Here is a 25,738-nt window from a genome sequence, read left to right as displayed (position 1 = left end):
GCTACTAATCATTCTAAACGCTACGGCGTTTTTTTATTTGACAAAAAATGACTGATAAGTCATTGACTAGTCAGTCATATGAGAATATAATACGGGTCATCATTGATAGAGAAAGATTTCGGAGGAGATAACAATGACAGAAAAAATGCTTGAAATAAAGCATTTATCAAAGAATTTCGGTAAATTTAAGGCACTGAAAGATATTAACTTTGAGCTGCATGCTGGTGAGGTGCTAGGATTCATTGGACCAAATGGTGCGGGTAAATCAACCACCATCAGAACATTATTGGGACTGTTGCAGGCGACTGGTGGTAGTGCAACGATATTCGGACTTGATGTCTGGCATGATAGCGTCAAGATTCACCGCAGACTTGCATACGTGCCAGGAGATGTTTATCTTTGGCCAAATCTTACTGGGGGAGAAGTCATCGACTTACTCCTGAAATTGGGTGGTCAAAAGCACACGACCAGAACAGATGAGTTGATTCGCCGTTTCGAGTTAGATACCAGTAAGAAGGCTCGGACATATTCAAAGGGTAATCGTCAAAAAGTAGCCATCATCGCAGCATTGTCTACTGACGCCGACTTGTATATCTTTGATGAACCCACGAGTGGACTCGATCCGTTGCAAGAGGTGATTTTCCAGCAAGAAGTGCTACAGCTAAAAGAAAAAGGGAAGAGTGTGTTGCTCTCTAGTCATATCCTTTCAGAAGTGGAGAAGATGTGTGACCGAGTGGCAATTATCCGTTCTGGCGAGATTATTGAGGAAGGAACGCTGGACTCAATGCGTCAATTCACGCGGGTACAAATGAGTGTCACGACGAAACAAAGTCTCACGGATTTATCCGAGGCAGCTGGAGTCCACGCCTTTGAGCTGAAGGGTGACAATAGTGCCACTATGCAGGTTGAAGCAGACCACCTGGAGCACGTGATGGCTGATTTGGGGAACCTCGGAATTTTGAGCATTCAGAGTACGCCGCCAACACTTGAGGATCTCTTCATGCATTATTATGAAGAATCTGGCATGGATCTGTAGGGGGCTTTCAAATGACAAATAATTTCGCACGAACGTGGCGGTTGTTACTCTTGAACCTTCGCAAGGATTGGCTGAAACTTACATTATGGTTGGTCATGTTACTGGGCTTATTCGCCTATACAGGTCCATACATGAATACTCTCTATGGTACCAAGGCCGAGCTTACATCCATGGCTGAGACTTTGAATACGCCATCTATGGTTGCCTTGCTTGGTAAGATGCCCCACGTTCAAACGTTGACTACAGCCATGGTTTTTGCAGCGGAGATGAATCTCTTCATGTCAATTATTGCGGCAATTATGAGTGTGCTCATTGTGGTTAAAAATACACGAGGAGCTGAAGAGGATGGCGTGGTTGAGCTGCTCCGTTCTCGTCCAGTTGGTCGTGGTAGCGTGAACCTGGCAGCAATTGGGGAGCTGGTGCTCCTGAACGGTGTCTATGCACTTGGTATCGGCTTGTTGGTGGGAAACTCTGGCATTTACGGTGGCTCGCTTAAAGGGGCATTCTTACTGGGGCTAGTTCAAGGAGCCGTGGGGCTACTATTTGGTCTCCTGGCGATCTTCTTAGCTCAAATCTTTGAGAATACCCGCACTGTTAGCGCAGCTAGTTTCGGGGCGATTGGTGTCTTCTATGTTCTGACGATGATGAACAATGTCTCGGACCTGGGGCTAGATTGGCTCAGCCCTTTCAGCTGGCTGGGACAGACACAGCCGTATATTTATGATGATTACTTTCCGTTGGTCTACTTCTTGACGGCAAGTTTCTTATTAGGCTGCGCAATTTTTCTGGTCTCACGAAACCGTGATGTCGGTGTGGGACTGTTAGCTCAGAGACCGGGTAATAGTCGCGCGGGCTCAGCCCTCCGCGGCCTCTATTCTCTGCGCGTACGGCTTGAGCGAGCGGGACTGCTCTGGTGGAGCGTTGCTGCCTTAGTCTTCGGTGCAACCTACGGATCAATTTTTGGTTCATTTGACGATTTGGTAAAAAATAACAAAACGCTCGCACAATTGATTGGTGCCAATCAGCAAAACGCGCTCTCACAGAAAGTGGCGCTACAGTTCGTGGCGTTGTTAGCTGTGGTTTTTGCTGTGATGGCCGTAATTTTCGGCAGTAACATCATCCATAAATTGCAGACAGAGCAGACCAAAGGAATGCTCGAATTACTCGAATCAAAGGCGGTTTCACGCGTTAAGTTCGTGACAAGTTACCTCACCGTTTCTTTGCTTGGAGCGGCAATCGTCTTTTTTGCTGGTGTACTTGGACTCTACTTTGCTGGTAATTCGGTACTGGAGAAGCCCATTGAATTCAGCCAATACTGGGAGATGTACCTCGCATATCTGCCGGCAATTGGCATCTTCATTGGTCTGGCCCTGGTCTTCACGGTTTATCTGCCCAAGTTATACATGCTGAATTGGCTCTACCTCGTCTTTGGCTTTGGCTCAATTTATTTTGGTGGTTTGCTGAAATTAGATGGTAACATTCAGAAGTTGACACCATTTGGCTGGTTGCAGGATATTCCGGTGAAGAGTCTCGATTTAGCCGCGATTACCACGCTTTGCGTGATTGCTTTTAGCTTGATTTTTGTTAGCATTATCGGTTATCGTAGAAAGGATTTAGTTTAAGAATATGGTGAATTATGGGTAAAACGGCGAACAAGAAAAATAATCCGGCGAAAACAGAGGCAATCCTTCAGGCGGCCACTGTAGAATTTGGCTTAAAGGGCTATGAGAAGGGGAGTACCGACGTCATTGCGGAGCAGGCAGGCGTCTCAAAGGGGACGGTCTTCAATTACTTTGACTCAAAAGAAAACCTCTATGTCACCGCAATTAGAACTGCGTACGAGCAGATTCTTGCGGTTTATGATTTCACTGAGTGGCAGGATATTCATGACTTCGCCGAGTTAATTGTTCGTAGCACCAACTACAAGATGCAGTTGGAGCGCCAGTACCCGCACCAATTCAAGATTATTGTGCACGCTTATTCCGAAATTGCCATCCTACCTAAATCAATCCAAGAAAAGCTGGGCTTTATTCTGCAGGAGTCAATCGCACTGAGCCAGAAGTTGAGTAAACAAATTTTGGCTAACATGAATGTGCGCGAGGATGTCGACAAAAAGCTGGTGGAGGAATACGTGCAGGCGGTGATGGGGGCGATTCTCAACCTCGTTATGCGGGATATTCAAGCTGTTCCTGGCGAGATTACAGAGATCGGAGAGATGGATAAATTAATCGAGAAAGTTAAGCTCTTCACCAAGTTGTTGGACGAAGGAATTGTACGTCAGTAAAAAATAACAAAAACGAAAAAAATAGAACAAAAACGAAAAAATATTTTAAAATTCTTGGAAGCGTTACCCAGCACAAATGATAGCGCTTTCTTCGTTTTTAGACCCTTTGACAACGCTTTCTATGTCCTTATAATAAGTGGTGTGCGGAAGTTAAATTAACTAGGACAAAAGGAGATTTTTTCATGACTGCTATTTCAACAGAAGTTGCAAAACATTTAGAGAATTTATCAAATAAGGATGGTGTTATCAGTGCCCTTGCGATTGATCAACGTGGTTCACTGAAGAAGATGCTTGCTGCAGCAGCAAATAAGCCAGCCGACGAGGAAACAATCGTTGACTTCAAAGTTGCTGTATCAAAGGAATTAACCAAGTATGCTTCAGCCATCTTGCTTGACCCAGAATATGGCTTACCAGCAGCAAAAGTACGTGATGCAAACTGTGGTTTGTTGACTGCTTACGAAAAGACCGGTTATGACGCAACGGAGCCAGGCCGTTTCCCAGATCTTTTAACACACTGGTCAGCACGCCGTCTGAAAGAAGAAGGCGCTGACGCAGTGAAGTTCCTGCTTTACTACGATACAGATGAGGATCAAGATATTAACGACAGAAAACACGCTTTCGTTGAGCGTGTTGGTGCAGAAGCCAAAGAAGTTGGTTTACCATTCTTCTTGGAACTCGTTTCTTACGATGCCAAGATTGATGACGTGCAGAGCGTTGAATATGCAAAGGTTAAGCCACACAAAGTCCTAGAAATGATGAAGGAATTCTCAAAGCCTGAATACAACGTCACTGTATTGAAGGTTGAAGTACCGTTTAACATCAAGTACGTTGAAGGATATGGTGATGGTGAAGTAGTCTGGACGAAGGATGAGGCCAAGAAGTTATTCAAGGAACAAAGTGATGCAACGAAGTTGCCATACATCTTCTTGTCAGCCGGCGTAACATCAGAATTGTTCATCGACGAAATCAAGATGGCAACTGAAGCTGGTGCAGACTTTAACGGTGTGCTTTGTGGCCGTGCAACTTGGAAACCAGGTATTCAGCCATTCGCTGCTGAAGGAGAAGAAGCTGGTCGGCAGTGGTTACAAACTCAGGGTAAGGCAAATATTGAAGCTCTGAATGCTGTGCTTGGTGGCGCTAAAGACTGGCACCAAAAGGTTGAAGTAAAATAGTTTACAGATAAACAATATAATTTAATTGAAATTTTGTTCGAAACAGACCCAGATATGGCTCGTTAGCCACGTCTGGGTCTTTTTGTCGCTCAACGACTTTGATTTATGAAGAAATCGGAGCTGGAAATAGTTGAACTATTGCCTCTCTTCTAAGTTGAAAATCGGGCGATTGAACTCCTTGGCTATAACATTTAATCGGAATGCGTGGACAAAGATCCAAGTTATAATCGTGTTCATCAAGAAGATAATAAAGAGGGAACTGAGCCCAACAATTAATTGCCATATTTCCGTGTTGTAGAAAGCGTACTTGCCACATAGATAAGCAAAAATAATTAAAAAACAAAATTTAGTAATCGTAAATAATCCTTGGTAAAATCTCACCAACGTTAATCTGGAAGCGATTAATTGTTTAAATTCAGGTGTCATGGGGGTAAAAACTGGCACGCTCATTCTTAGCCTAGATCCGCCTAATTTGATGGCTGTGGGTTTCGGATGATAACCAAACAGTTTAAACAAAACGAAAAAGCAGTTATAACCAAAATAAAAAATAAGTAACAAGGCCGTAATAAAGACGGACCAAGGTGCGTCATTTAGGTTCAATAAGTAGTCACAAATAAAGTTTGCAAGATAAAACCATGTAGCGATGATCAGCCAAAATAAGAGTGTGATTAGACCGTTCGATGGTAGTTCATCATTTGTGTTTTGTTTTTATTCGGTTTTTGTGTTTTTCGCTGCCATGATTTTTCCCCCATCCATTGATTAGTTGGCTAAAGAATAATACAAAATTCTAGAATTTAACACCTGTTATGTATTTGTTTTTTTCATATTTTTGGTTATTCCGCACTTCTTGAGCAGGAAACTAACCCAATAAAATATTTGCCAATCATGTAATAAAATCAGTCTTTTCTTAATATTGACAGATTTACTCTGATACTTTGTTGTAATGCGAAACACGCTAATTGTGGACTGATTAACTGAACTTAGCCAAACAGGTCTACGCTTCCCTCCCTGGTTACCAGCGTAACCAACATAAACAGTGTAAATATCATTTTCCTGCATCTAAGATAGACTATTCTTCTTCTAACCATGATTTAATTTCTTCTGGTGTTTTCAGACTGCTGGATTCAATCCGACTCTCTGCTATCGCTCGTTCTGTTGCAGCATGTAACCGCTCTGCAACTTGCTCATCTTTGGTAAGCTGTAGAGGAAATGGAAGACCACCGGTTGCAACAATTCGAGAGTAAAGGGCATTTACTGCTACGCTTGGTGTTATACCGAGTTGCTGCATGATTTTTTCAGCTTTAATAGTAACAGGTTGATCTATCTGGACCTGAATTTTACGTTTCTCTGTCGTTGCCATCAAAATGCCCCCATCTAAAATTAATCATATAGTAGTTATATTTACTATATCTTAGTAAAAACACCTAGATAATGATACTAACGTTGCTTTTAATTCCATGGTTTAGAATGGAATATTTTTCCTCCCATCTATATATAAATATGCAAGAAAGGAGTCAAACCTCTTCGGAAAATAAATTACACTAACTTAGCAGCTAACTGAGTTGCCTGATCTTTTGCATTTTGCAAGATACTATCTGCCTTATCTGGCGCAAATGCAGCGCCTTCGATGTAGATGTGGTGGACTTGGTTGAGCCCAATAAATTGCATCACGTGGTCAATGTATTTCGAACCGAGATCCTCGTCTTCCATTGCTGTTCCGTGATAGAAACCACCTGCGGCCTGAATGTGGACGATTTCCTTATCCTGGAGCAAACCAACTGGTCCCTCTGCCGTGTATTTAAATGATTTACCAGAAACTTGGATTAAATCGAGGTATTGCTTTAACTCGGCAGGTAAGAAGTAGTTCCACATTGGGTTTGCGAAGACTACTACATCGGCCTCATCGAACGCATTGAAGTAGTAGTTAAATTGGTGCATCACTTCAGTCTCCTCCGATGTTAGTTCTTGACCGGTGATGGTACTGAATTTCTCCTTTGCAATTGTGTCGAAAGAGCCTTGCGTGTAGTATGGTGGCTCCTGCTCGAACAAGTTGACGACATCAACAGTTCCTTCAGGGTTATTCTGTTCCCAAGCATTGATGAACGTGTCGCTAACCTTTAATGTGAGCGACTTCTCAGCGGTTCCGGGGTGGGCTATTACGTACAAAAGTTTTGGCATAGTTAAACTCCTTATCATTATTATTAATCTCCTTAATTATATGCTTACATTGCAAAATAGGTGGATTGATTTAAAAAAGTTTGTACGAGCAAAATTAAAAACACCAAAAAACTTTTCATTATGCTATCATGGATTCATGACTAGAAAAGGTGGTATATAAAATGTCTAAATTTATGACAGTTCGTGGCGGTGCTGGTGATGTAACCGTACCAGAGAATGCACGCCCACAAGATAACTTGTATCTTGCTGTAAATGCAGAATACTTAAAGAATGCTGAAATTCCTGCTGACAAGCCGGCAACAGGAAGCTTCAATGTCTTGGCAGAAAATGTGGAAAAGGCCTTGATGGCTGAATTTGCCGCTTTCGCCAGTGGCGAGAAAGAGACGCCTGCCGGCACCGAGTTTCAGAATGCGGTCGAATTGTACCGTCAAGCACTAGATTTCGAGCAGAGAAATGCTGACGGTGCAAAACCAATTCAGGGAGCACTACAAAAATTAGCGGATTTAAAGGATTTTGCTGATTTCAACAAGAAGGCTGCTGATTTCTCATTGAACGGTTTCGCTGTACCTGTAGATTTTGGTGTTGATACCGATATGAAGGATACGAAGCACCATGTTCTCGCAACGAGTGGACCAAGCATCTTCCTCCAAGATACGACCCAGTACGGTACTGAAGCTGGAGATAAGTTACTCAAGGTCTTTGAGTCACAGAGTGAAAATCTGTTGCAATTGGCCGGTCTTAGCGCTGAAGAAGCCGCTCAGTATGTCAGTGCTGCCCTGAAATTCGATGCTAAGGTTGCGAAGATTGTTAAGAGTAATGAGGAGTGGGCTGACTATCCTGCAAGTTACAATCCATACGACTTTGACGACTTTGCTAAATACTTCAAGAGCTTTGATGTGACTGGTTTCGTACAGCAGATTGTTGGTAAGGTACCGGAGCGGGTGATTGAAGCTGATCCTCGTTTCCTTGAGAACGCTGAATCACTTGTCAATGAAGCAAACTTCGCTGAAATCAAGGGATGGATGTTTGTGAAGTTTATTAATGGCGTGACGAATTCGTTGAGTCAGGAATTCCGGGATGCTGGTTTCCCATACAGACAAGCAATGTTTGGTGTGAAGGAACTAGCTGATCCTGAGAAGAATGCTTATCAGACTGCTAACGGACTTTTCGATGAAGTGGTCGGAATCTATTACGGTAAGAAATATCTTGGTGATGATGCTAAGGCCGATGTAATCTCGATGATTCACAAGATGATTAGCATCTATGAACAACGCCTATCGAACAATGATTGGCTTTCTCAGGCAACGAAGGATAAGGCCAAGGTTAAGTTGCAGGCAATGGTGCTGAAGGTTGGTTACCCTGACAAAATCGAAGAGATTTATTCACGTTACCAGATTAAGCCTACTAGCAAGGGCGGTTCGTTGTACGAGAACCTTCATGCTGCTCGTCTGGAACAGATTAAGTATAACCTAGAGAAGTTGGATCAAGATGTTGATCGGACAACCTGGAACATGCCTGGTAATTTGGTCAATGCCGGTTATGACCCATCGAAGAACGACTTGACCTTCCCAGCAGCAATTCTGCAGGCACCATTCTATGATCTGCAGGCTTCAAGCTCAACAAATTATGGTGGAATTGGTGCAGTAATTGCCCACGAAATTTCACACGCATTCGATAACAACGGTGCACAATTCGATGAATTCGGAAACATGGTGAACTGGTGGACGGACGAGGACTTTAAGCAGTTCAAAACAAGAACTCAGGCAGAGATTGATCTTTTTGACGGTATCGAATACGGCGGGGGCAAGATTAATGGTAAGTTGGTTGTCTCGGAGAACGTTGCTGATGTCGGTGGATTGTCCAACGCTATCGAGGCGGCTAAGTCGGAGGCTGATGCTAATATGAAAGAGCTCTTTGAGAATTGGGCTCGCGTCTGGGCAATGAAGGCTTCACCAGAGTATATTAATATGTTGCTGGCGGTCGATGTGCACGCTCCAGGTCCAATGCGGGCCAATGTGCAACCACAAAACTTCGCTGAATTCTATGAGGCATTCGACGTTCAGCCAGAAGATGGCATGTATCTAGAACCTGAGAAGCGCGTTAATATTTGGTAAAAGTAAAGATGATAGATGGAAAACGAAGCTGCAGCTTCGTTTTTTTGTGTGCCCCAAATCGATTAGAAGTTAGACTAAAACGTTTGTTATTCAATCTTGTCAACTCAACCTGCGTTATGAAATGAAAAGTATAGTCCATATAAGGATTCTGGCCTAGACATTTGGAAACGGGTAACAATAGTGGCATCTTAAACGCTCTAATAGCAGACGTTCGGCAAACAGGTATGGACCAATTATGGTGACTGAAAGATTTCTAGTTATAAAACTAAAAACAGAATTTATCGTGCTATGTTGTATGTGAAATTTAGGAAATATCAGTTATTAGGGAGTGGAGATGATGATGGAGCGTACTTTTAAAACGCAGGCAATACTATGGGAACTAGCTGTAGGTATGACGGGGATTATGTTTAGTTCAGACGCCGAAGATTACTATGAAAACAAGGAATCATTAGGCGAACCTGTTTCGACGACTAATGCGTACCACAACACGGATGTTGATACTGAAAATAATCTAAATATTTCTGGCACACAAGTTGGTGAACCGCTATCTGTTAGCAAGGATAGTGCTGAGCAACAACCACGAGGTTATTAACACGAAGGTCGATGGTGATTCGGTTACGGACGAGTTCTATGATAATACCGATGATGATCCAACTAATGACAAAGAATTTACCGGTTTTAAAGTTGGTGAGTCAGTCTACACCAATGTGTCCTATGATAATCAAGATAATGGTCTAAACGTTGCAGAGCCTAATCAGGTTGCAGAACAAGTGGATAACTATGAGACTGGTGATAATCACGCTAATGATGCTGAAACGCCAGGTAATTCTGTCGCAACAAATGTTGTAGAAAATACTCAAGTTCTGCCAGTTGCCAACAATGAGGCTGAGGCGTTTGTTTTTTCAAACGCTCAAAGTGCACAAGAACACGAGGCAAGCAGTAATCCTAAAGAGCCCATGCAGTAACTCAAGGTGTCCATAGAGCAACCACCAAGAAGAAAGCAAGTTCCCTGAGAAGTAACGCTCGTCTAAGGCATAATATAATTGCTTTTGGTGAAAATGAAACACCCGCACGTAGTAACAAACGTAAGCAACAGAGGACTAATAATACACAAAAAATTGCGAAAAAAGCGCATGCCAAGAACACCAATAGAAGTTCTGTGCCATTGGTCGTTGCACTTGCAGCGATTGCTACCCTAGGTCTTGGTCTCGGTGCCGGAGCAACAATTATGAGTGGAAAATTTCCCACTCCAAAAAAAATCCTCAATAAGTTAGGTAAATAGGGTAAAATTAAAGATAAATAGCCTTGCGCTATCTATCTTTTTTTGAGGAGTAATAATGAGTCAGACTTTGGAATATATTTACATGATTATTGGTGGCGTAATTGGCGTTCTTGCAATTGCGGCAACATTACTTAGAAGGCCGCGAGTTGGCGATTCGCGCGTGGATCGTTTTTATAAGCGTAAAATTACGCAGCAGGCATGGGTAATGGGCTCTATTTTATTTATTGGCTGGCTTGTGCTTACTTACATGGTAGTAATTAAATAATCAATTCTAGCTGATGCTTAGCAATTGTTTCAGGGATCCTTGCTTTAGCCGGTGTTGATCGTAAGAGACGTGCTTAATCAAAGATAAATACCGATAACTATGTTAAGTGATATAATTGCTAAAAGCTCAAAATTAGTTCATTCTAGTTTTGGGCTTTTTTGTTAAAATAGACTAGTTCAAGATACAATATGGATGATCAGAGTAGTTGATTGTGACACGAATTTGGGAATACCTCTACATGGTGGTCGGATATTTAGTACCGATTGCTGTACTTGTCTACAGTGTTAAGCGCACAAAGTACCAAGCAAAAACGCGAGTTAGCAGGTTAAATGAGCAGCGGTTAACCGCTCATAGTAGATTTTTTATCGTTCTACTACTTCTGGCGTGGCTCGCCCTAACCTATGTAGTGGTTTTCTAGCAAAAAAATCACCAAAAACATCTAGACATATGGTTAAAACACTGTTATATTAATAATGTAAGCGGTAACAATGCTTATTGCTTCAGGGGGAGACCAGCTTACACTCAATCACTAAACTAGATGAACAGATCCGTATTTCTGCTAAATAGACTCGCAACCAATACAATAGGTTAGTAAATCCTTTAATACCAAATATCCAGTAATATACTGATAATCGTTTTTTTCCTTTTCGTAATTCTAATTTGTTTTTACCTTCTTTCTTTTAAATATCAGCGGATCGTTTAATCTAAATAAAAACCCAGATGTTTACGCATCTGGGTTTTTATTTGTCATTATTTTGGTAACTGGTCGAATCTTGCTTTACGTTCCGGTGTGATTTCGCGAATGCGGTGTTTCCCTTGTTTACCCAAGATCAGTGGTACCTTCTCAATGACGGTATCAGAGTATTCAAGGCCAAACCAACTAGCGGGGTTACTTGAAAGATTCTGCAGCCAGACACGCGCTTGAATGATCCACTTCTCATAGCTCGTGAGCTCTGTTTGCGGTGAAATAACATCTTGTACGATGACGAAACTGAAATCACCAACGTCGCGCCCTGGCGTGGTTGTATATTCTTGCGGCTGTGACTCAATAGTCTTGTTCTCGATTAAGTCATGTACGATGTGTCTCAGATAGACATTAACCCGTTGCTCCTGTCTAAACCCAAGGTATAATTGGATGTTTATCACGTTTTTTGTACCATAGGTGTTAATTGCGTATTCGGCAGTGAAAGGTTCATCAGTAACATTCACGGTCACGAACCAGTAGGCGTGAGCTCGCTTAGGTCTTTTATCCAAGATGGAGTAGAGAATCTCACGTTTGATAAATTTATCGTGCTTCACCTTTGCCATATAGACTAAGTTAGTCGCATAGGTTGGATAGCCATTGTCGTGGCTCAAATCCGTCAACATGTCAGTGTATTTATCAAGGCGGACGTATGAGTTCTTGTTCTCGCGTTTATCCCGAATCCGGTTGCCGTAATACCAAACGTACATGGCGAAGAGAATTACCCCAGCGATGATTACCGTGACGTATCCGCCGTGAACGAATTTGATTAAACTGGAGATTAAGAACATGCCTTCAATTGCAGCGAAGAAGACTAAGAAGAGGGCGCGCCAGAATAGTTTGGCCCCCTTCATTCCGATGAATTTATCTAATAAGAGGGTTGTCATCAGCATGGTCACAGTGATTGCTAGGCCATACGCTGCCTCCATATGTGCGGAGTTTTTGAAGAATAAAACCACGCCAATTGTAGACACCCAGAGCATTTTATTGATTGCTGGAATGAATATTTGCCCCTGTTGGTTAGAAGGGAAAACGATGTTCATTCTTGGTAGGAACTTAAGCTTAACAGCCTCTGATACAAGCGTGAAGGAGCCTGTGATCAGTGCCTGAGAGGCAATGATTGCCGCAAGTGTTGCCAGGATAATTCCTACTAAGCGGAATTCTGCAGGGATTATTTCGAAAAATGGATTTAGTTCCCCGCTGGTTTTGAAATTCTGATTCTGTAAAATCCAAACTCCTTGACCGAGGTAGTTTAAAGTTAAACAGATAAATACGAATGGCCATGAGGCAAGAATGTTTCGCTTGCCCACGTGTCCTACGTCAGAGTAAAGGGCCTCCGCCCCTGTAGTAGCCAGGAAGACACTGCCAAGAATAAAGATACCAACTTTATTTGCTGGGCTAAAGAGGACCTTGATTGCGTAAAGTGGATTGAGAGCCTGGAGAATCGAAAGATCGCCTAACATATTAATGATTCCCATTAACCCGAGAAAGCTAAACCAGATCAGCATTACGGGGCCAAAAGCCTTACCGATGATGCTTGTACCCATTCTCTGAATGAGAAAGAGGACGGAAATAATCGCAATTGTGATGACAATGACGACCGTTTGATTGGGGACGAGAACGAGGTTGCCAAATTTCATACCCGTCAGACCTTCGATGGAAGTGGTCACAGTCACAGCGGGTGTTAAGACGCCGTCAGCTAACAGAGCCGCGCCGCCAATTAAGGCGGGGAAGACGAGCCATTTGGCTTTATTTCTCACAATGGCATAGAGTGCGAAAATACCACCTTCACCATGGTTGGTAGCGCGAAGGGCAATCAGGACGTACTTGACGGTGGTCAGTAGTGTGATGGTCCAGATAATCAAAGAGATACTACCAATAATTAAATCTCGATTGATGGAGGCTATTCCGCCGTTTCCATTCACAATCGATTTCATGACGTACAAAGGCGAGGTACCGATATCACCATACACGATTCCGATTGTAATCAGGATACCAGCAATACTCAGCTTCTTTTTGGTGTCTTTATTCATTATTACTCCTTAAGGAATTATCTAAAAAAAGAATGCATCCGCATTCTTCAATTATACCAAACTTTATGATAAAGCTGTCTTGCCTTCTTTACGAATTGACTCATACCATTCTTCCCATTGTGGGTAGGAGGTGAGGTTATTGACGTTAACATCCGACTGTTCGGCGATATCTGCCAGCAAGGTTTCGAACTTGGCTTGATGAGTCGCAATGGTCTTCTGTGCCAAGTCTTTTCTTGGAAGACTAATATTGTTCAAGATGTATTTGTTCAATTCCATCATTCCGTTGTGGGCGTCGAAGCTTTCCATTACCTCTAAGTTGTCTGTCTTGAACTTCTTAATGTAGAAGCTGGCAAAAGAGCTAATGTGTGCATCAAATGTTGGTATATTAGATGTAGGCATCTCAACTAATTCCGGCTTAGGTACGACCACGTCAAAGCCCGCACCCAGTTCTTCGGTCGTCTCATCCTCGTTATTTACATTCATAGTTTCACTATTATTCACAATTATTCCCCCTAGCCTAAAAGGCCATTAAATTGATTCCTGTATGATATTTATATCAGCACTAGAAATAATATTATTAAAATCCCACTTAAGTCAATTGTTAGTTGCCACTTGGTTTAAGATATTCTGCAATGTCTTCTTTAGTAATCGTAGAGTGACCGTTTTCGGCCGCGATTTTGATTACACGCATTACGTCTAAGTCGCTGTAGAAAGCGGAGGTTTCACCGAGTGCGGTCAGTTGCTTTCTGGCATCAGCAATCATCTCGGGTGTGATTTGCTTCCCGTTAACCTGGCGATCATCTTCAGTAGCGCCCTCTCCGTGTGGCTCATTTTGATCTGTAGGTTTTTCTGAGTCAGAACTTGCATTGGAACTACTATTAGCCTGTGCAGCCGCCGCCTTTGCCCGGCTGGACTTCACTTCCCGTAGTACTTTCTTGTAGTACTTACCATTAATGTAATCCAGTGCGATAACTTGATCGTAAAGTTCCACTGCCTCGGCGTACTTGTCCGAGTCTTCGTTACTCTCGGCCTGGTCAATTAATGGCTGAATCTCGTTCTCGATGTTGTCTAAAACTTCAGCAACCTTAGCCTGTAATTTCCTCGCCTGGGTATTCATTACGGAATAGCCATCGGGTTCTGATAGCACATCGCTTAACTTATCGTTGGCGGAGTCGAATTTATAATCGTTAATTTCGTCCATTGCTTCGGCAAAACTCTCGGCTTGGTTTCCGTAGGCTTCAGCCTTCACGTCATCCTCGCGGTAATTCTCAGCACGTTCGAAGTATTTAGCTGCTATGCTGTATTCCTTTGCATCGACGGCGTCCTTACCCGCATTCATTGCTGTGTTGTATTGGTCAGCCAATTGGTTCTTCTTTGCGGTGTTATTGGCATTAACTGCGAGCGCGATTCCAATAACCACGACCACAGCGGCTACCCCACCAATAATCCAATATTTCTTCTTCATGTTATTTTCCCTCCGGATTTGTAACTGCAACTATTATAACAAATATCCCCGGTCTTTAAAACGCTCCGCCTGTCCGAGGGGCGTGTTCACGTTTTTTTATAAAAAATGGTACTTTTGGACGCCCTGAAACGTTAGTAATAATGTAAGGAGCACCAGCCGGCGGTGAAGCTTACAATTACAAATATAATTCAAGGGAGAATTGATTATGGGTTATGAATTTCTGAGCCAATCTGTCAACATTACTTTTCAAAATGATGCCAAATATGTTAAAGGTAAGAAGACTAGAAGCTTCCGAAACGTTAAACAGGATGCGACCGCTGCGGGACTGAAAAAGGTTGCTGAAGCGTTGTTACCATTGTTAGACGGGGATGTTCTGGTGGATATCGAGCTTGTACAACATCAAACTATCGATCTAGATACTGTAGCATAGGGCATAACCTGGACTGATTAATTATTTGAAACTACACTTGGAGGATTTTATTAATGGCTGAAACAACAGTTACTAAACAGTTAACGTTATCGTTTCTCAATGGCGAAGGAAAGAACACATCTATCTCATTGAGCGAAATGAATGAGAGTGTTACTCCAGAGGTGGCGCAGGCTGCGATGGAGGCAATCGTCACCGAGAACATCTTTGAAAAAGATGGGGTGATCGTTTATCAAACACCAAAAAATGCAAGATATGTTGAGCGCCACGTTACACCTATTTATGAAGCTCCTGCAGCTACTCCAGTTGCTTAACAAGATACTTAAACTGGGGCGAGGGTTCTTTAAATTTAAATAGCAAATATAGGGTCCGCCAAATTTGGCGGACCTTTTTGTGTGAGATTGTGAACAGAGGTTCTCTTGTATATTCAAGGCTTTTTTTATACTCTGAAGGTTAATGGATTAATCTGTTTATTATAATGCTGGAGAAAAAGAAGACTATGCGAATATTGCGTAAAGTGAGTAACGTATTTTTACTAACTGTGGGTAGCTTGGGTGGCGTTCTTATTGTCCTATTCAGCCTGCTAAATTTAAAAAAATTTGGACTGGCAAACTTAGATGTAGTAACTACATTATTTGTGATTTTTTATATTGGCGTTAGTGTGGGCTTGTATTTCATACCGAATAAGAGATTGGTTAGGGTAATTGTACTAGCAACAATTGTTATTTTAGCAGCATTGATTCGGTATTGGTGGATTAAGGTTGCGAATACTGTACCTGAATCCGACTTTGCGGTAATGTACCATGCCGCTCGTGATTTAGCGAGTGGGCATAATCTGAATGTGCTTAAGGAATCCGGTTACTTTCTAGCTTACCCATATCAAAATGGGTTTGTTTTGTACCAAGCTTTGATAATGAAAGTGTTTGGCACAAGTGTATTTAGTCTTCAACTTATGAACGTCCTACTAGGCGGATTAACAATTATTTTACTTTATTTCATGGTCAAGCTCATCAGCAACGATCGTACCGCTATGATTGCCATGTTTATGTATGCGTTCTATCTACCAGCTATCCTAATGACAAGTGTGCTTACAAACCAAATTGTGGCTACACTAATGTATGTAGCTGGTTTTTACCTACTTATTGATGGTCAGAAGCAATTGAGAGATAGTTGGCTAGGTCTAATGAAGTTATCTTTCGGGGCTCTGTTCATTCTTTTGGGGAATATCATGCGACCTTTAGGTCCGGTTATTTTAATCGCTATCGTACTTTACTACTTAGTATATGTTTTAGAATACAGAAAAAAATTCTTCTCCGGGAATATCAAATCATTGTTGGCAATTGTTGTAATCTTGGTTATTTATTTTGTTGGTATGTTTGCTGCCGGAGCTGGAATAAAGGCGAGTGGTGTCTCAGATTATGGACTGGTAAATCGTGATCCAATGTGGAAATTCGTTACTGGTCTTAATTCAGAATCTCGCGGCCATTATTCTACTGAAGCCTTGGCTGAGCTTAATAAAGAACCAATTGGAGTGAAACGTGATGCTTTGGGTAAAAGAATAATAAAATCAGAGCTCAAGAACGGCAATGTACTGAAGCTATTCTTAGTGAAGTACAAGTCTATGTGGAGTGATAATGATTCTTCAATGAGGTGGTCTGCGAATAACCCAAATGTCCAAGTCAATGTAACTACATTGAACGGAAAATTGGTGATAAGAAGAATCGAACTCGCTCAGAAGATCCAATGGATTTTCATCTTTATGCTACTAGTCATTGCACTAGTGATGATGTTTAAATCAGCAGATATTATGCTAAATAAAAATAGTTTTGTGATGTTGTTGATTATTTTAATTTTTGGCTATATTGCAGTCCATTTATTGATTGAAATTCAGACTAGATACAGATTCTTTATCATTCCGTTTATTATTTCAATGGGCGCAATTGGTTTGTCTAGTTTACTTGGAAAAGTTGATCAAGAGAAGGCCCAAGATATTAGCATTGTTAAATAACGCTAAGTTTCCAATAAATATCTTGTAATCTGTGAATGTATGATTGTTGCTGCTTGTTTGAAGACGTGATAATGTTAAATTAGCGTATAAATAATTAGAACGTATTATTTAGGAGAGTATCTATGAAGAAGACGATGGTTAGAGCGATTATACCTGCAATTTTGGTGATGGGTGGCTCAGCGGCGGTTCTTAATGAGATAGTGCTAAAGGATCAACCTGAGAATATAGTTGAAGCTGCAACGGCTCAACAAGTATTTGTAGAGAAAGTTGCGAGAATTGCTCAGACTCAATCTATGAGGTATGGAGTTTATCCTTCTGTCATGATTGCTCAGGCCGTCTTAGAGAGTGGCTCCGGAACGTCTGAATTAGCCCAAGCGCCAAATAACAATTATTTCGGTATTAATTATGTGGAGAGCTCAGACAAAGGGAAATACGGTGCTGTTTACATGTTGACCTGGGAGTATGATAAGGACAATGCGTATAAGGTTAATAAACCATTTAGAACCTATCCCAACTTAGAGGCTTCTTTTGCAGATAATGGTCTGAAAATCAGGAGCGCGTTTGCCTGGAATCGAGAACTATACAAGGGTGCCTGGCTTGAGAATGCATCATCATATACTGCAGCAACAGCTGCTATTGGTGTTCATTATGCTACGAGTGGAACCTATGCTGCCGCACTTAATAGTCTCATTTCAACTCTTGGTTTGACAAAGTACGACCCTCAGTACAAAACTTTGAATCAAGATCAAAAAGTGAAGGTACAGACAAACATTTATAATACTTTTAGTGGCCAGAAGAAGAGCTTGGGTTCTATTGCGGCTGGCACTGTCAAAAAGGTGTTACGTCAAGTTACTTTACCTGATGGTTCTAAGTATAACGAGATTGCAAGCGGTCAATGGGTTATGAGTTCTGCAATGACTGACTCCTCTTCTCAGGGCCCCTCTTTAATGGGGACTGTAAGTAATGATGGTAACCCAATTGCGAGGGTAGAAAGTTCAAGGAGTATTGCCGTCTATAAGGCACCAGGTACTAGTGTTACTGGTCAGAAACTCAGTCCGCAATCTAACTGGAAGGTATTTGGCCGTAAGACGGTTAATGGGCAGTTATGGTATAAAGTTGGTACAAATGACTGGATAGAGGGCAAGTACCTTTATGTAACGGGTTACAGTAAGATTCCTGTGGTTTATTTTAATGCTGGAACAACCATTAATTCCGGAGAACCAGTTGCTAAGGTCGAGGTTGGTCATGCAATTTCCGTCTGGACAGCTCCGGGAGTATCTAAGAAGACTAATACATTGGCAGCAGGTAGTCGCTGGAAAGTGTTTGGTCGGGCAAACTATGCTGGTGATACTTGGTATAAAGTTGGTACAAATGACTGGATAGAGGGCAAGTACTTATCTGTCACAGGTTACAGTGGTATCCCAGCAATTGATTCATATTTAGGAACACATGCCGGTAAAATCAGCAATTATGGTAGTCCTATTGCAAAGGTCGATTACCTTAAGAGTATTGCAGTTCACAGTGCTCCCAATGGAACTAGAACGGGACAGCAGCTTAATCCAGCTACTTCATGGAAAGTCTTCGGCCGTAAGATTGTTGATAACGAGACATGGTATAAAGTTGGTACAAATGATTGGATAGAGGGCAAGTACCTTTATGTAACGGGTTACAGTAAGATTCCTGTGGTTTATTTTAATGCTGGAACAACCATTAATTCCAGAGAACCAGTTGCTAAGGTCGAGGTTGGTCATGCAATTTCCGTCTGGACAGCTCCGGGAGTATCTAAGAAGACTAATACATTGGCAGCAGGTAGTCGCTGGAAAGTGTTTGGTCGGGCAAACTATGCTGGTGATACTTGGTATAAAGTTGGTACAAATGACTGGATAGAGGGCAAGTACTTATCTGTCACAGGTTACAGTGGTATCCCAGCAATTGATTCATATTTAGGAACACATGCCGGTAAAATCAGCAATTATGGTAGTCCTATTGCAAAGGTCGATTACCTTAAGAGTATTGCAGTTCACAGTGCTCCCAATGGAACTAGAACGGGACAGCAGCTTAATCCAGCTACTTCATGGAAAGTCTTCGGCCGTAAGATTGTTGATAACGAGACATGGTATAAAGTTGGTACCAATGACTGGATTAACGGCAAGTATGTCTATGTGACAGGGTACAGCCAGATTCCACTAGTTTAAGAAACTTGAATTCTTCCCTTTGAAATCCACAGTATTTGTGGATTTTTTTAATTCAAAAATAACCGAGTATATTATTGTAAGCGCTTTTATATAGCTTTGGTCTATGTTAAGCTGATAAAGCACAACTTAAGATTTCATAAATTGAAGAATGGCTCGTGAGCATATGACAAACATTTTTAAGATGACTTTAGACCATGATTTAAAATGTTGGAACAGAAATAAAATCCGAGAGTCTTTCTTTATTGATCATCGACTGGATGAATTATTCACCATTGATAACGACTATAAAATGACACCAGCTGTGGTAGTACTATACAATTTTTCAGATCAACAAATTGCAGGTTGTTATAATTCTGTTGTGTTTGATTTAAGCTGCGGCATTGTTGTGACTACACAAACGACGAAACATATAGTTAACGAATATGTGCGGCAGAATATTTTGAGCTTCACACAAAGTAAGCAGATGCATCAACAATTAAATATTAAGAGATACCACGTACTTTCATATGGTAATTACTCTTATTTTTCACTCAACGGTTATTCAAAGAAGATTGTGGATTGGGTGGCACTGCACCAGATGAATGACTTTAGTTTCATACATAATCAAAGTAGTTTTTCTAGTAAATCTGGTATTGTTTTTCACTTTGAACAGGATTTCAGTTATGTGAAATCCCATCTTGGTAAATCAATTGCGGTGAATTATCTATCCTGCCTTGTTACAGAGCGTTTCGTTAGTGAAATGGGATTTAGCATAAAGCATAAGATGGGTGATGAAAGTAATCTTGGATTAGATTGGGATTATGGACAGGCAGATATTATTAGTTCCGTTGATAGCACACTTACTCAGGACTTCATTGATAATATTGTTGAGGAAGAACTGATCTTTATGAAGAGGTTACTGGAAAGTGAGTATGATATCAAGTGTACACTTTCCGATATGAAAGTGTTTAGGACCAGGGTTAACAAAAGAAAGTATAAATGGGATTAATTGGTGGACAACCAATTTTTTTTTGGAAAAATTTTATTATAAAAAAGTTTTACCCGACTTTTAGCGTAATTAATATTAGGGAGAGTTGGTAGCGTAAAAATATAAGTGGCTAAAACGTGATTGTGATACGTATTTGAGTTACCCTATTTCGGCTTGGTTTGACAAATTGGAAAACTTATTCTTGAGGTACCACAAGCGCTTGTGGATACCGAGGGAGGTTCCGCAATGAACGAAATAACGAACGAAATTACTCAAGTTAGTTTTACAAAAGCAATCAACAATATTCGTCTGGTTTATGGAGCGGTTAAGGCGGCGGGAATTCTGCCACATAACAATGATTATGAAGACTTTGTGCAGGAGGGACTAATTACATATGCACTAATGATTGTGGCAAATCCTCGACTGACGAAGGCCGAGATGGATAAGTTAGCCTTCCGTAAGATTGTTTGGCAAAGTATTGATACCTTAAGAAGACAGAAGTTTCTGGCTGAAAAGACTAGTTATTCACTGGATGATGGATTTGATCATGAAGAATTGACGGAGAATGCCGCAGATTCAGACAAAATGGTGATTTGTATGGAAGCCAATGAAGCTATAGATGGATTAAATAACGTTGAACAGTTAATTCTAAAAGAACATTTTCTACGAGGAAAAAGTTTGAAAGATCTAGCAAAAGAGTGTGATATCAGTATTCAAACAATCTATCGAGCGCAAAAGAGGACAAGGCAATATTTACGGCAGTATATCACAGTTTAATTTGTTGTTACTAAAGTGTTACATAAAATAGATTATCGTTGATTTAATAACGTTTTCATGCTAGTTTAGTAGTAGAACAGTTTTATTGTCTTAGGAGGAGTTAAAATGGGATTAAATAAGAAATTGGTAGGTGCTTTCGCTAGTGCATCTGCGCTCACCCTTGTGGGGGTTGCTATCCAGCAGACTACGGCCCCCATCGTTGAAGTCCAAGCGGCTGTTAATAATAGTTACATCAATGCACAAAAATTTGCAAATCCACCAATCAACTACACCAAATCTACCTTTACTGAAGGTGTAGCATATGCTAAGGGCAGACCCGAAGGGATTATTGTTCATGAGACAGGGAACTCGGCATCTACGTTGCAAAACGAAGTTACATATATGCAACGAGAGTGGAATAAAACATCTTTTGCCTATGTTCATGCTTTCGTGGACCGTAATGAGGTTAGAAATATTCATACTACAAACCAGACTGTTTGGGGGGCAGGGCCAAATGCTAATGGGCATTTTATTCAGATTGAACTGGTTCATGAACATTCTAATTATAACTTTGCCCATTCTATCAGTAACGATGCGTATTATATCGCGACTTTGTTGAAACAATATGGTCTAAAACCAAGTAAAGCTAAGCGAGATGGCACAGGTACTATCTGGTCACATAGAAATATTTCATATTATCTACATGGTACCGATCATGGTGATCCCGATGGCTATTTTGCAAGCTTTGGCTACTCTATGGACCAATTTTACGATCTGATTGTTCAGAAGTACAATTCACTCGGCGGGACGGTTCAACCACCTGATGAGTCTGGGTTGATGGGAACGACCTCAAACAGTGGTGACGCGATTGCTAAGGTTCTAAATAATTCAGGGGCACCAGTTTATTCTGATCCTGGATCAGGCAAAACTAATAAAACTCTACCAAAGAATTCACGGTGGAAGGTATTCGGTCGAGCAACCGTTAACGGTCAGACATGGTATCGTGTTGCTACTAATCAGTGGATAGAGGGTAAATATTCTTATGTCACTGGTTACAGCAAGATTTTGATGAACTATCTCGATGCGGGTAAGGTGACCAATAGTGGCAGTCCTATTGCACGCGTTGAACATGGAACAGAAATTCCAGTTTATAAAGCACCAGGCTCTAGTAGCACTGGTCAAAAGTTGCGGCCACAATCTGGCTGGAAGGTATTCGGTCGAGCAACATATAAAGGCCAGTCTTGGTATAAGGTCGGCTCAAATGATTGGATTGAAGGTAAGTATCTGTATGTAAAGGGATACAGTAGTATTCCGGTAGTAAATATCGATTCCGGCTCGGTTACAGGAACTACTAGTAATTCCGGTACACCAGTTGCCAAAGTTGAACATAGCAGCAAAATTCCGGTTTATACGGCACCGGGATCTAGTGCCACTGGCCAAAAATTGCCACCACAGTCAAACTGGAAAGTCTTTGGTCGGACAATACATAACGGTCAAATGTGGTATAAAGTTGGTTCAAATGACTGGATTGAAGGTAAATATCTTTATGTGACCGGCTATAGTCAAATTCCTGTTGTAAATCCATTTATAGGGACTACTACTGATTCAGGTTCACCAATTGCCCGTGTTGAAAATGGTAGTGATATTCCAGTTTATAAGGCACCGGGATCTAGTGCCACTGGCCAAAAATTGCCACCACAGTCAAACTGGAAAGTCTTTGGTCGGACAACACATAACGGTCAAATGTGGTACAAGGTTGGCTCAAATGACTGGATTGAAGGTAAATATCTTTATGTGACCGGCTATAGTCAAATACCTGTTGTAAACCCAGGTGGTGGATCAGCTGCAGGAACTATTACTAATTCTGGTGTACCTGTAGCTAAAGTTGAAGTAGCTGGAGCAATTCCTGTCTATAAAGCACCTGGTGCAAACGCTACAGGGCAAACACTTAATCCTCAGACAAAGTGGAAAGTATTTGCTAGGATGAACTATAACGGTCAAGCTTGGTATAACGTTGGGACTGATAACTGGATTCAAGGCAACAGAATCTCGATTACGGGATACAGCAGTATACCTGTTGTATCATCTGGTGCAGGATTAGCTGTCAATTCCGGTGAACCTGTAGCTAAGGTAATGCATAGTCGGGGTATAAAGGTTTACGGTACAGCTGGCGCTAATATTACCCATAGAGTATTGGGTATGAACACAAGGTGGAAAATTTTTGGTAAGCGAGTCGTAGGAACACAAACTTGGTACAAGGTTGGTTCTGTAGACTGGATTCCAAGCGGATACGTCTACGTGGAAGGGTACAGTAAGATTCCAAGTATCTAGTAATATAACGTTGAAAACAATTATTGGTAATTTGGTTTAGATGTAGTATACTTAATTTGTAAAAATTTAGCAGAAATTAAAATCGTTGTTGGCGCAAGCCAAAACAGATACACTCCTCTAAGTATTGATTCGGTTTATTCTTTTCACATTTCGTGGCTTATTTTTACATGAAGACTCCTATTGTTGGTAGGAGTCTTTTTTGTTTGTGGTAAAAATACTTGAACCCGACTATGAAAAAACTGCTAAAACGTGTAAAATAATTAACGGTATGTACTATAAAGGATTTAAAGGAGAACGAAAATGTCGAAATTAGTATTTATTCGTCACGGTCAAAGTGAATGGAACCTTGAGAACAAGTTCACTGGCTGGCACGATGTTGATTTATCAGAACAAGGTGTGAGTGAGGCTAAGGCCGCTGGTGCTGCAATCAAAGCAGCTGGAATCGAATTTGATCAAGCCTATACTTCAGTTTTAACTAGAGCCATCAAGACTTTGCACTATGTGCTTGAAGAAAGTGACCAACTTTGGATTCCTGAAACTAAGTCATGGCGCTTGAACGAACGTCATTACGGTAAATTACAAGGCCTAAACAAGAAGGAGACTGCTGATAAGTATGGCGACGAACAAGTGCACATCTGGCGCCGTTCATACGATACTTTACCTCCATTGATGGAAGCTACTGATGAAGGCTCAGCTGTCAACGACCGTCGTTATGCAGACCTAGACCCACGTTTAGTACCTGGTGGTGAGAACTTGAAGGTTACTCTGGAACGGGCATTGCCATTCTGGGAGGACCACATTGCACCAGACCTATTAGCCGGCAAGAACGTGATTGTTGCTGCACATGGTAACTCACTTCGCGCATTGACTAAGTACATCGAAAACATCTCCGACGAAGACATCATGGATGTTGAAATGGCTACTGGTGAACCTGTTGTTTACACATTTGATGATAAATTAAACGTTGTTTCAAAAGAAAAATTACACGACTAATTATTTGTATAGCAAAAGCGTATTCCATCCTCGGAATACGCTTTTTTAATTTCTTATTGTTCTAATGTGAATGATGCGTCAAGAATTATGACCTCTAGGTTTGCTAGTCCAGAAATCTTAATCTGATTGTCCTTGGTAACAAAAATGGCGCCGTAGACCTCTGGGTGATTCAGATACCACTCCGGGGCTTTTGGACCAGCGAAGAAGAACTGCGTGGTGTAAATTTCCGCATCAATAGAATTCTTAGTGAAGACTGTTACCCCCAACAGATTGTTCTCCGTCGGATAGCCTGTGTTTGGATTTAGAATGTGGTGGTATTGTTTGCCATTCTTTGTAAAAGAACGCTCGTAGATGCCGCTGGTGACGGCCGAACATTCACCACTGGTGACACTAGCAATAATTTCACCCCGCTGCGACAAAGGATTCTGGACGCCAATGCGCCAGTTACCGTCGGCGTGAGCTGGTGAATTCCCCACAAATAGGAGATTACCGCCGAGATTGATGATGCCCGCACGGACATCGTAGGCGCGCCAGAAGTCCCGGATACGATCGGCAATGTAGCCCTTAGCGATTCCGCCGAGATCCAGTTCCATCCCCGGCTTTTGCAAGAAAATACTCATTTCTTGGTCGTTCATTTCTATCGCGGTGGGGTCTGTTAGATTTAGTCTGGCTTTAATCGCCGCATCGTCGGGTACGTTAGCCCCGGTGAAACCAATTTTCCAAAGCTTCACCAATGGCCCGATTAATGCATCAAATCCGCGTCTCTCCTGGCTGACTAAGATGGCCCGCTTAGCCAATTCATACGTGGAATTGGATACGCTGACCGCATTTTGGCCGGCAGCATGGTTAATCGACATTACTTCTGATTCTTGGCGGTTTACTGTCAATTGGTCTTCGTAGAAGTCGATTAGCGCACAGGTTTGGTCAAGAATTTGCATATTTGTTGTGCCAAACAGTGTGAGCACAATATTGGTCCCTAATGCGTGATGCGTCTTCGTAATAGTCTCTTGTGCCTTTGCCATTATTATCAGTCCTTCAAATCGTCTAGTTGACTCAATTATACAGTTAAAAATGCTCGCGTTGACCAAAAATTTTCTGTAATTACCGCTTGACGTGAGAAATAAATGATAGTATGCTTTAAAAAACCAGCTATCTAAAGTGGCGACACAGTTCTGGTAACAATAGGAGAAGAGTCATGGATAAACTTACTAATCGACAATTAAATCAAGCCTATTATTACGACTATTACGGATAGCGGTTGCGTCTAGTATCAACGGATGCAAGCGCGGAGAGCGAATTGCATCCATGATAGGCGTACTTTTCAAAGTGCAAATAACAGCCACATGGATGAGAGATTTATCCATGTGGTCTTTTTTTAGGTAGTTTTGTATCAAAATAAAAAAAGATATTTTCTGGCCAGTCACATGGATTATTATCCCATGACTGGTTTTTATTTGGCTAAACTGGTTAAAAAATTAGTGAAATAGACA

The 25,738-nt window shown here is 41.5% G+C and carries 22 protein-coding genes; 16 read left to right on the top strand and 6 right to left on the bottom strand.

Features of this window, described 5'->3' with window-relative positions; translation table 11 throughout:
- Window positions 1–133 precede the first annotated feature (133 nt).
- The 4 genes from FC62_RS03870 (at window position 134) to lacD (ending at window position 4,492) form a co-directional block, all read left to right on the top strand.
- A complete protein-coding gene (locus FC62_RS03870; protein WP_056946844.1) occupies window positions 134–1,036 on the top strand; it encodes an ABC transporter ATP-binding protein in 903 nt (300 codons plus the stop codon).
- A gap of 11 nt (window positions 1,037–1,047) precedes the next feature.
- Entirely contained in the window at window positions 1,048–2,658 is a 1,611-nt protein-coding gene (locus FC62_RS03865; protein WP_056946842.1) for an ABC transporter permease, read from the top strand.
- A gap of 14 nt (window positions 2,659–2,672) precedes the next feature.
- Complete coding sequence (locus FC62_RS03860) at window positions 2,673–3,320, top strand: TetR/AcrR family transcriptional regulator (protein ID WP_054746451.1); 648 nt, start codon at window positions 2,673–2,675, stop codon at window positions 3,318–3,320.
- Between the two features lie 182 nt (window positions 3,321–3,502).
- Window positions 3,503–4,492, top strand: coding sequence for a tagatose-bisphosphate aldolase (gene lacD / locus FC62_RS03855; RefSeq protein WP_054746450.1), 990 nt, complete (start codon window positions 3,503–3,505; stop codon window positions 4,490–4,492).
- Between the two features lie 1,069 nt (window positions 4,493–5,561).
- Here lacD and FC62_RS03840 read toward each other — a convergent pair.
- A complete protein-coding gene (locus tag FC62_RS03840; protein WP_056946833.1) occupies window positions 5,562–5,852 on the bottom strand; it encodes a type II toxin-antitoxin system RelB/DinJ family antitoxin in 291 nt (96 codons plus the stop codon).
- A 176-nt stretch (window positions 5,853–6,028) separates the two neighbouring features.
- Complete coding sequence (locus tag FC62_RS03835) at window positions 6,029–6,670, bottom strand: FMN-dependent NADH-azoreductase (RefSeq protein WP_054746447.1); 642 nt, start codon at window positions 6,668–6,670, stop codon at window positions 6,029–6,031.
- Between the two features lie 161 nt (window positions 6,671–6,831).
- Between FC62_RS03835 and FC62_RS03830 the strand changes: the two genes are divergently transcribed.
- The 4 genes from FC62_RS03830 (at window position 6,832) to FC62_RS03815 (ending at window position 10,331) form a co-directional block, all read left to right on the top strand.
- Window positions 6,832–8,784, top strand: coding sequence for a M13 family metallopeptidase (locus FC62_RS03830; protein ID WP_056946830.1), 1,953 nt, complete (start codon window positions 6,832–6,834; stop codon window positions 8,782–8,784).
- A gap of 337 nt (window positions 8,785–9,121) precedes the next feature.
- Window positions 9,122–9,376: a hypothetical protein gene (locus tag FC62_RS03825; protein ID WP_141322602.1), complete on the top strand. Its 255-nt coding sequence runs from the start codon at window positions 9,122–9,124 to the stop codon at window positions 9,374–9,376.
- Complete coding sequence (locus tag FC62_RS03820; RefSeq protein ID WP_056946827.1) at window positions 9,348–9,749, top strand: hypothetical protein; 402 nt, start codon at window positions 9,348–9,350, stop codon at window positions 9,747–9,749. Before FC62_RS03825 ends, FC62_RS03820 begins: the two co-directional genes overlap by 29 nt.
- A 372-nt stretch (window positions 9,750–10,121) precedes the next feature.
- The gene (locus tag FC62_RS03815; RefSeq protein WP_054746478.1) at window positions 10,122–10,331 is read left to right on the top strand and encodes a hypothetical protein; all 210 of its coding nucleotides are present in this window, start codon (window positions 10,122–10,124) and stop codon (window positions 10,329–10,331) included.
- Window positions 10,332–11,081: 750 nt separating this feature from the next.
- Here the strand turns inward: FC62_RS03815 and FC62_RS03810 are convergent.
- The 3 genes from FC62_RS03810 to FC62_RS03800 form a co-directional block, all read right to left on the bottom strand.
- Entirely contained in the window at window positions 11,082–13,106 is a 2,025-nt protein-coding gene (locus FC62_RS03810) for a KUP/HAK/KT family potassium transporter (RefSeq protein ID WP_056946825.1), read from the bottom strand.
- Window positions 13,107–13,169: 63 nt separating this feature from the next.
- Entirely contained in the window at window positions 13,170–13,607 is a 438-nt protein-coding gene (locus FC62_RS03805; RefSeq protein WP_054746477.1) for a hypothetical protein, read from the bottom strand.
- 100 nt (window positions 13,608–13,707) lie between these two features.
- Window positions 13,708–14,571, bottom strand: a complete 864-nt coding sequence (locus FC62_RS03800; RefSeq protein ID WP_054746476.1) for a hypothetical protein — start codon at window positions 14,569–14,571, stop codon at window positions 13,708–13,710.
- A gap of 205 nt (window positions 14,572–14,776) precedes the next feature.
- Here FC62_RS03800 and FC62_RS03795 point away from each other — a divergent pair, with 205 nt between their 5' ends.
- From FC62_RS03795 to FC62_RS03760, 8 genes are all read left to right on the top strand, one after another.
- Entirely contained in the window at window positions 14,777–15,001 is a 225-nt protein-coding gene (locus tag FC62_RS03795; RefSeq protein ID WP_054746475.1) for a DUF1659 domain-containing protein, read from the top strand.
- Between the two features lie 53 nt (window positions 15,002–15,054).
- On the top strand, window positions 15,055–15,312 hold the full coding sequence (locus FC62_RS03790; protein WP_056946822.1) for a DUF2922 domain-containing protein: 258 nt from the start codon (window positions 15,055–15,057) through the stop codon (window positions 15,310–15,312).
- A 185-nt stretch (window positions 15,313–15,497) separates the two neighbouring features.
- Window positions 15,498–17,006, top strand: coding sequence for a glycosyltransferase family 39 protein (locus FC62_RS03785; RefSeq protein WP_056946819.1), 1,509 nt, complete (start codon window positions 15,498–15,500; stop codon window positions 17,004–17,006).
- A gap of 122 nt (window positions 17,007–17,128) precedes the next feature.
- The gene (locus FC62_RS03780; protein WP_057890705.1) at window positions 17,129–19,201 is read left to right on the top strand and encodes a glucosaminidase domain-containing protein; all 2,073 of its coding nucleotides are present in this window, start codon (window positions 17,129–17,131) and stop codon (window positions 19,199–19,201) included.
- Window positions 19,202–19,364: 163 nt separating this feature from the next.
- Complete coding sequence (locus tag FC62_RS03775) at window positions 19,365–20,189, top strand: hypothetical protein (protein WP_056946773.1); 825 nt, start codon at window positions 19,365–19,367, stop codon at window positions 20,187–20,189.
- A 225-nt stretch (window positions 20,190–20,414) separates the two neighbouring features.
- The gene (locus FC62_RS03770) at window positions 20,415–20,945 is read left to right on the top strand and encodes a sigma-70 family RNA polymerase sigma factor (RefSeq protein ID WP_056946770.1); all 531 of its coding nucleotides are present in this window, start codon (window positions 20,415–20,417) and stop codon (window positions 20,943–20,945) included.
- Between the two features lie 105 nt (window positions 20,946–21,050).
- Window positions 21,051–23,255: a peptidoglycan recognition protein family protein gene (locus FC62_RS03765; RefSeq protein WP_056946768.1), complete on the top strand. Its 2,205-nt coding sequence runs from the start codon at window positions 21,051–21,053 to the stop codon at window positions 23,253–23,255.
- A 300-nt stretch (window positions 23,256–23,555) separates the two neighbouring features.
- A complete protein-coding gene (locus FC62_RS03760; RefSeq protein ID WP_054746275.1) occupies window positions 23,556–24,248 on the top strand; it encodes a 2,3-diphosphoglycerate-dependent phosphoglycerate mutase in 693 nt (230 codons plus the stop codon).
- A 53-nt stretch (window positions 24,249–24,301) separates the two neighbouring features.
- Here FC62_RS03760 and FC62_RS03755 read toward each other — a convergent pair whose 3' ends face one another.
- Complete coding sequence (locus FC62_RS03755; RefSeq protein WP_056946765.1) at window positions 24,302–25,270, bottom strand: FAD:protein FMN transferase; 969 nt, start codon at window positions 25,268–25,270, stop codon at window positions 24,302–24,304.
- Window positions 25,271–25,738 lie beyond the last annotated feature (468 nt).

Origin of the sequence: Amylolactobacillus amylotrophicus DSM 20534 (genome assembly GCF_001434555.1) — a bacterium.
Classification (GTDB): domain Bacteria; phylum Bacillota; class Bacilli; order Lactobacillales; family Lactobacillaceae; genus Amylolactobacillus; species Amylolactobacillus amylophilus.
Note: the sequence above shows the minus strand (reverse complement) of the source record. Positions and strands in the feature narration are given on the sequence as shown.

Coding starts and splice junctions, on each gene's coding strand:
- FC62_RS03760 (WP_054746275.1), top strand. CDS start 23,556: ATGTCGAAATTAGTATTTATTCGTCACGGTCAAAGTGAATGGAACCTT.
- FC62_RS03830 (WP_056946830.1), top strand. CDS start 6,832: ATGTCTAAATTTATGACAGTTCGTGGCGGTGCTGGTGATGTAACCGTA.
- FC62_RS03810 (WP_056946825.1), bottom strand. CDS start 13,106: ATGAATAAAGACACCAAAAAGAAGCTGAGTATTGCTGGTATCCTGATT.
- FC62_RS03825 (WP_141322602.1), top strand. CDS start 9,122: ATGATGGAGCGTACTTTTAAAACGCAGGCAATACTATGGGAACTAGCT.
- FC62_RS03865 (WP_056946842.1), top strand. CDS start 1,048: ATGACAAATAATTTCGCACGAACGTGGCGGTTGTTACTCTTGAACCTT.
- FC62_RS03840 (WP_056946833.1), bottom strand. CDS start 5,852: ATGGCAACGACAGAGAAACGTAAAATTCAGGTCCAGATAGATCAACCT.
- FC62_RS03790 (WP_056946822.1), top strand. CDS start 15,055: ATGGCTGAAACAACAGTTACTAAACAGTTAACGTTATCGTTTCTCAAT.
- FC62_RS03770 (WP_056946770.1), top strand. CDS start 20,415: ATGAACGAAATAACGAACGAAATTACTCAAGTTAGTTTTACAAAAGCA.
- FC62_RS03860 (WP_054746451.1), top strand. CDS start 2,673: ATGGGTAAAACGGCGAACAAGAAAAATAATCCGGCGAAAACAGAGGCA.
- FC62_RS03800 (WP_054746476.1), bottom strand. CDS start 14,571: ATGAAGAAGAAATATTGGATTATTGGTGGGGTAGCCGCTGTGGTCGTG.
- FC62_RS03785 (WP_056946819.1), top strand. CDS start 15,498: ATGCGAATATTGCGTAAAGTGAGTAACGTATTTTTACTAACTGTGGGT.
- FC62_RS03870 (WP_056946844.1), top strand. CDS start 134: ATGACAGAAAAAATGCTTGAAATAAAGCATTTATCAAAGAATTTCGGT.
- FC62_RS03835 (WP_054746447.1), bottom strand. CDS start 6,670: ATGCCAAAACTTTTGTACGTAATAGCCCACCCCGGAACCGCTGAGAAG.
- FC62_RS03765 (WP_056946768.1), top strand. CDS start 21,051: ATGGGATTAAATAAGAAATTGGTAGGTGCTTTCGCTAGTGCATCTGCG.
- FC62_RS03775 (WP_056946773.1), top strand. CDS start 19,365: ATGACAAACATTTTTAAGATGACTTTAGACCATGATTTAAAATGTTGG.
- FC62_RS03780 (WP_057890705.1), top strand. CDS start 17,129: ATGAAGAAGACGATGGTTAGAGCGATTATACCTGCAATTTTGGTGATG.
- FC62_RS03755 (WP_056946765.1), bottom strand. CDS start 25,270: ATGGCAAAGGCACAAGAGACTATTACGAAGACGCATCACGCATTAGGG.
- FC62_RS03815 (WP_054746478.1), top strand. CDS start 10,122: ATGAGTCAGACTTTGGAATATATTTACATGATTATTGGTGGCGTAATT.
- lacD (WP_054746450.1), top strand. CDS start 3,503: ATGACTGCTATTTCAACAGAAGTTGCAAAACATTTAGAGAATTTATCA.
- FC62_RS03795 (WP_054746475.1), top strand. CDS start 14,777: ATGGGTTATGAATTTCTGAGCCAATCTGTCAACATTACTTTTCAAAAT.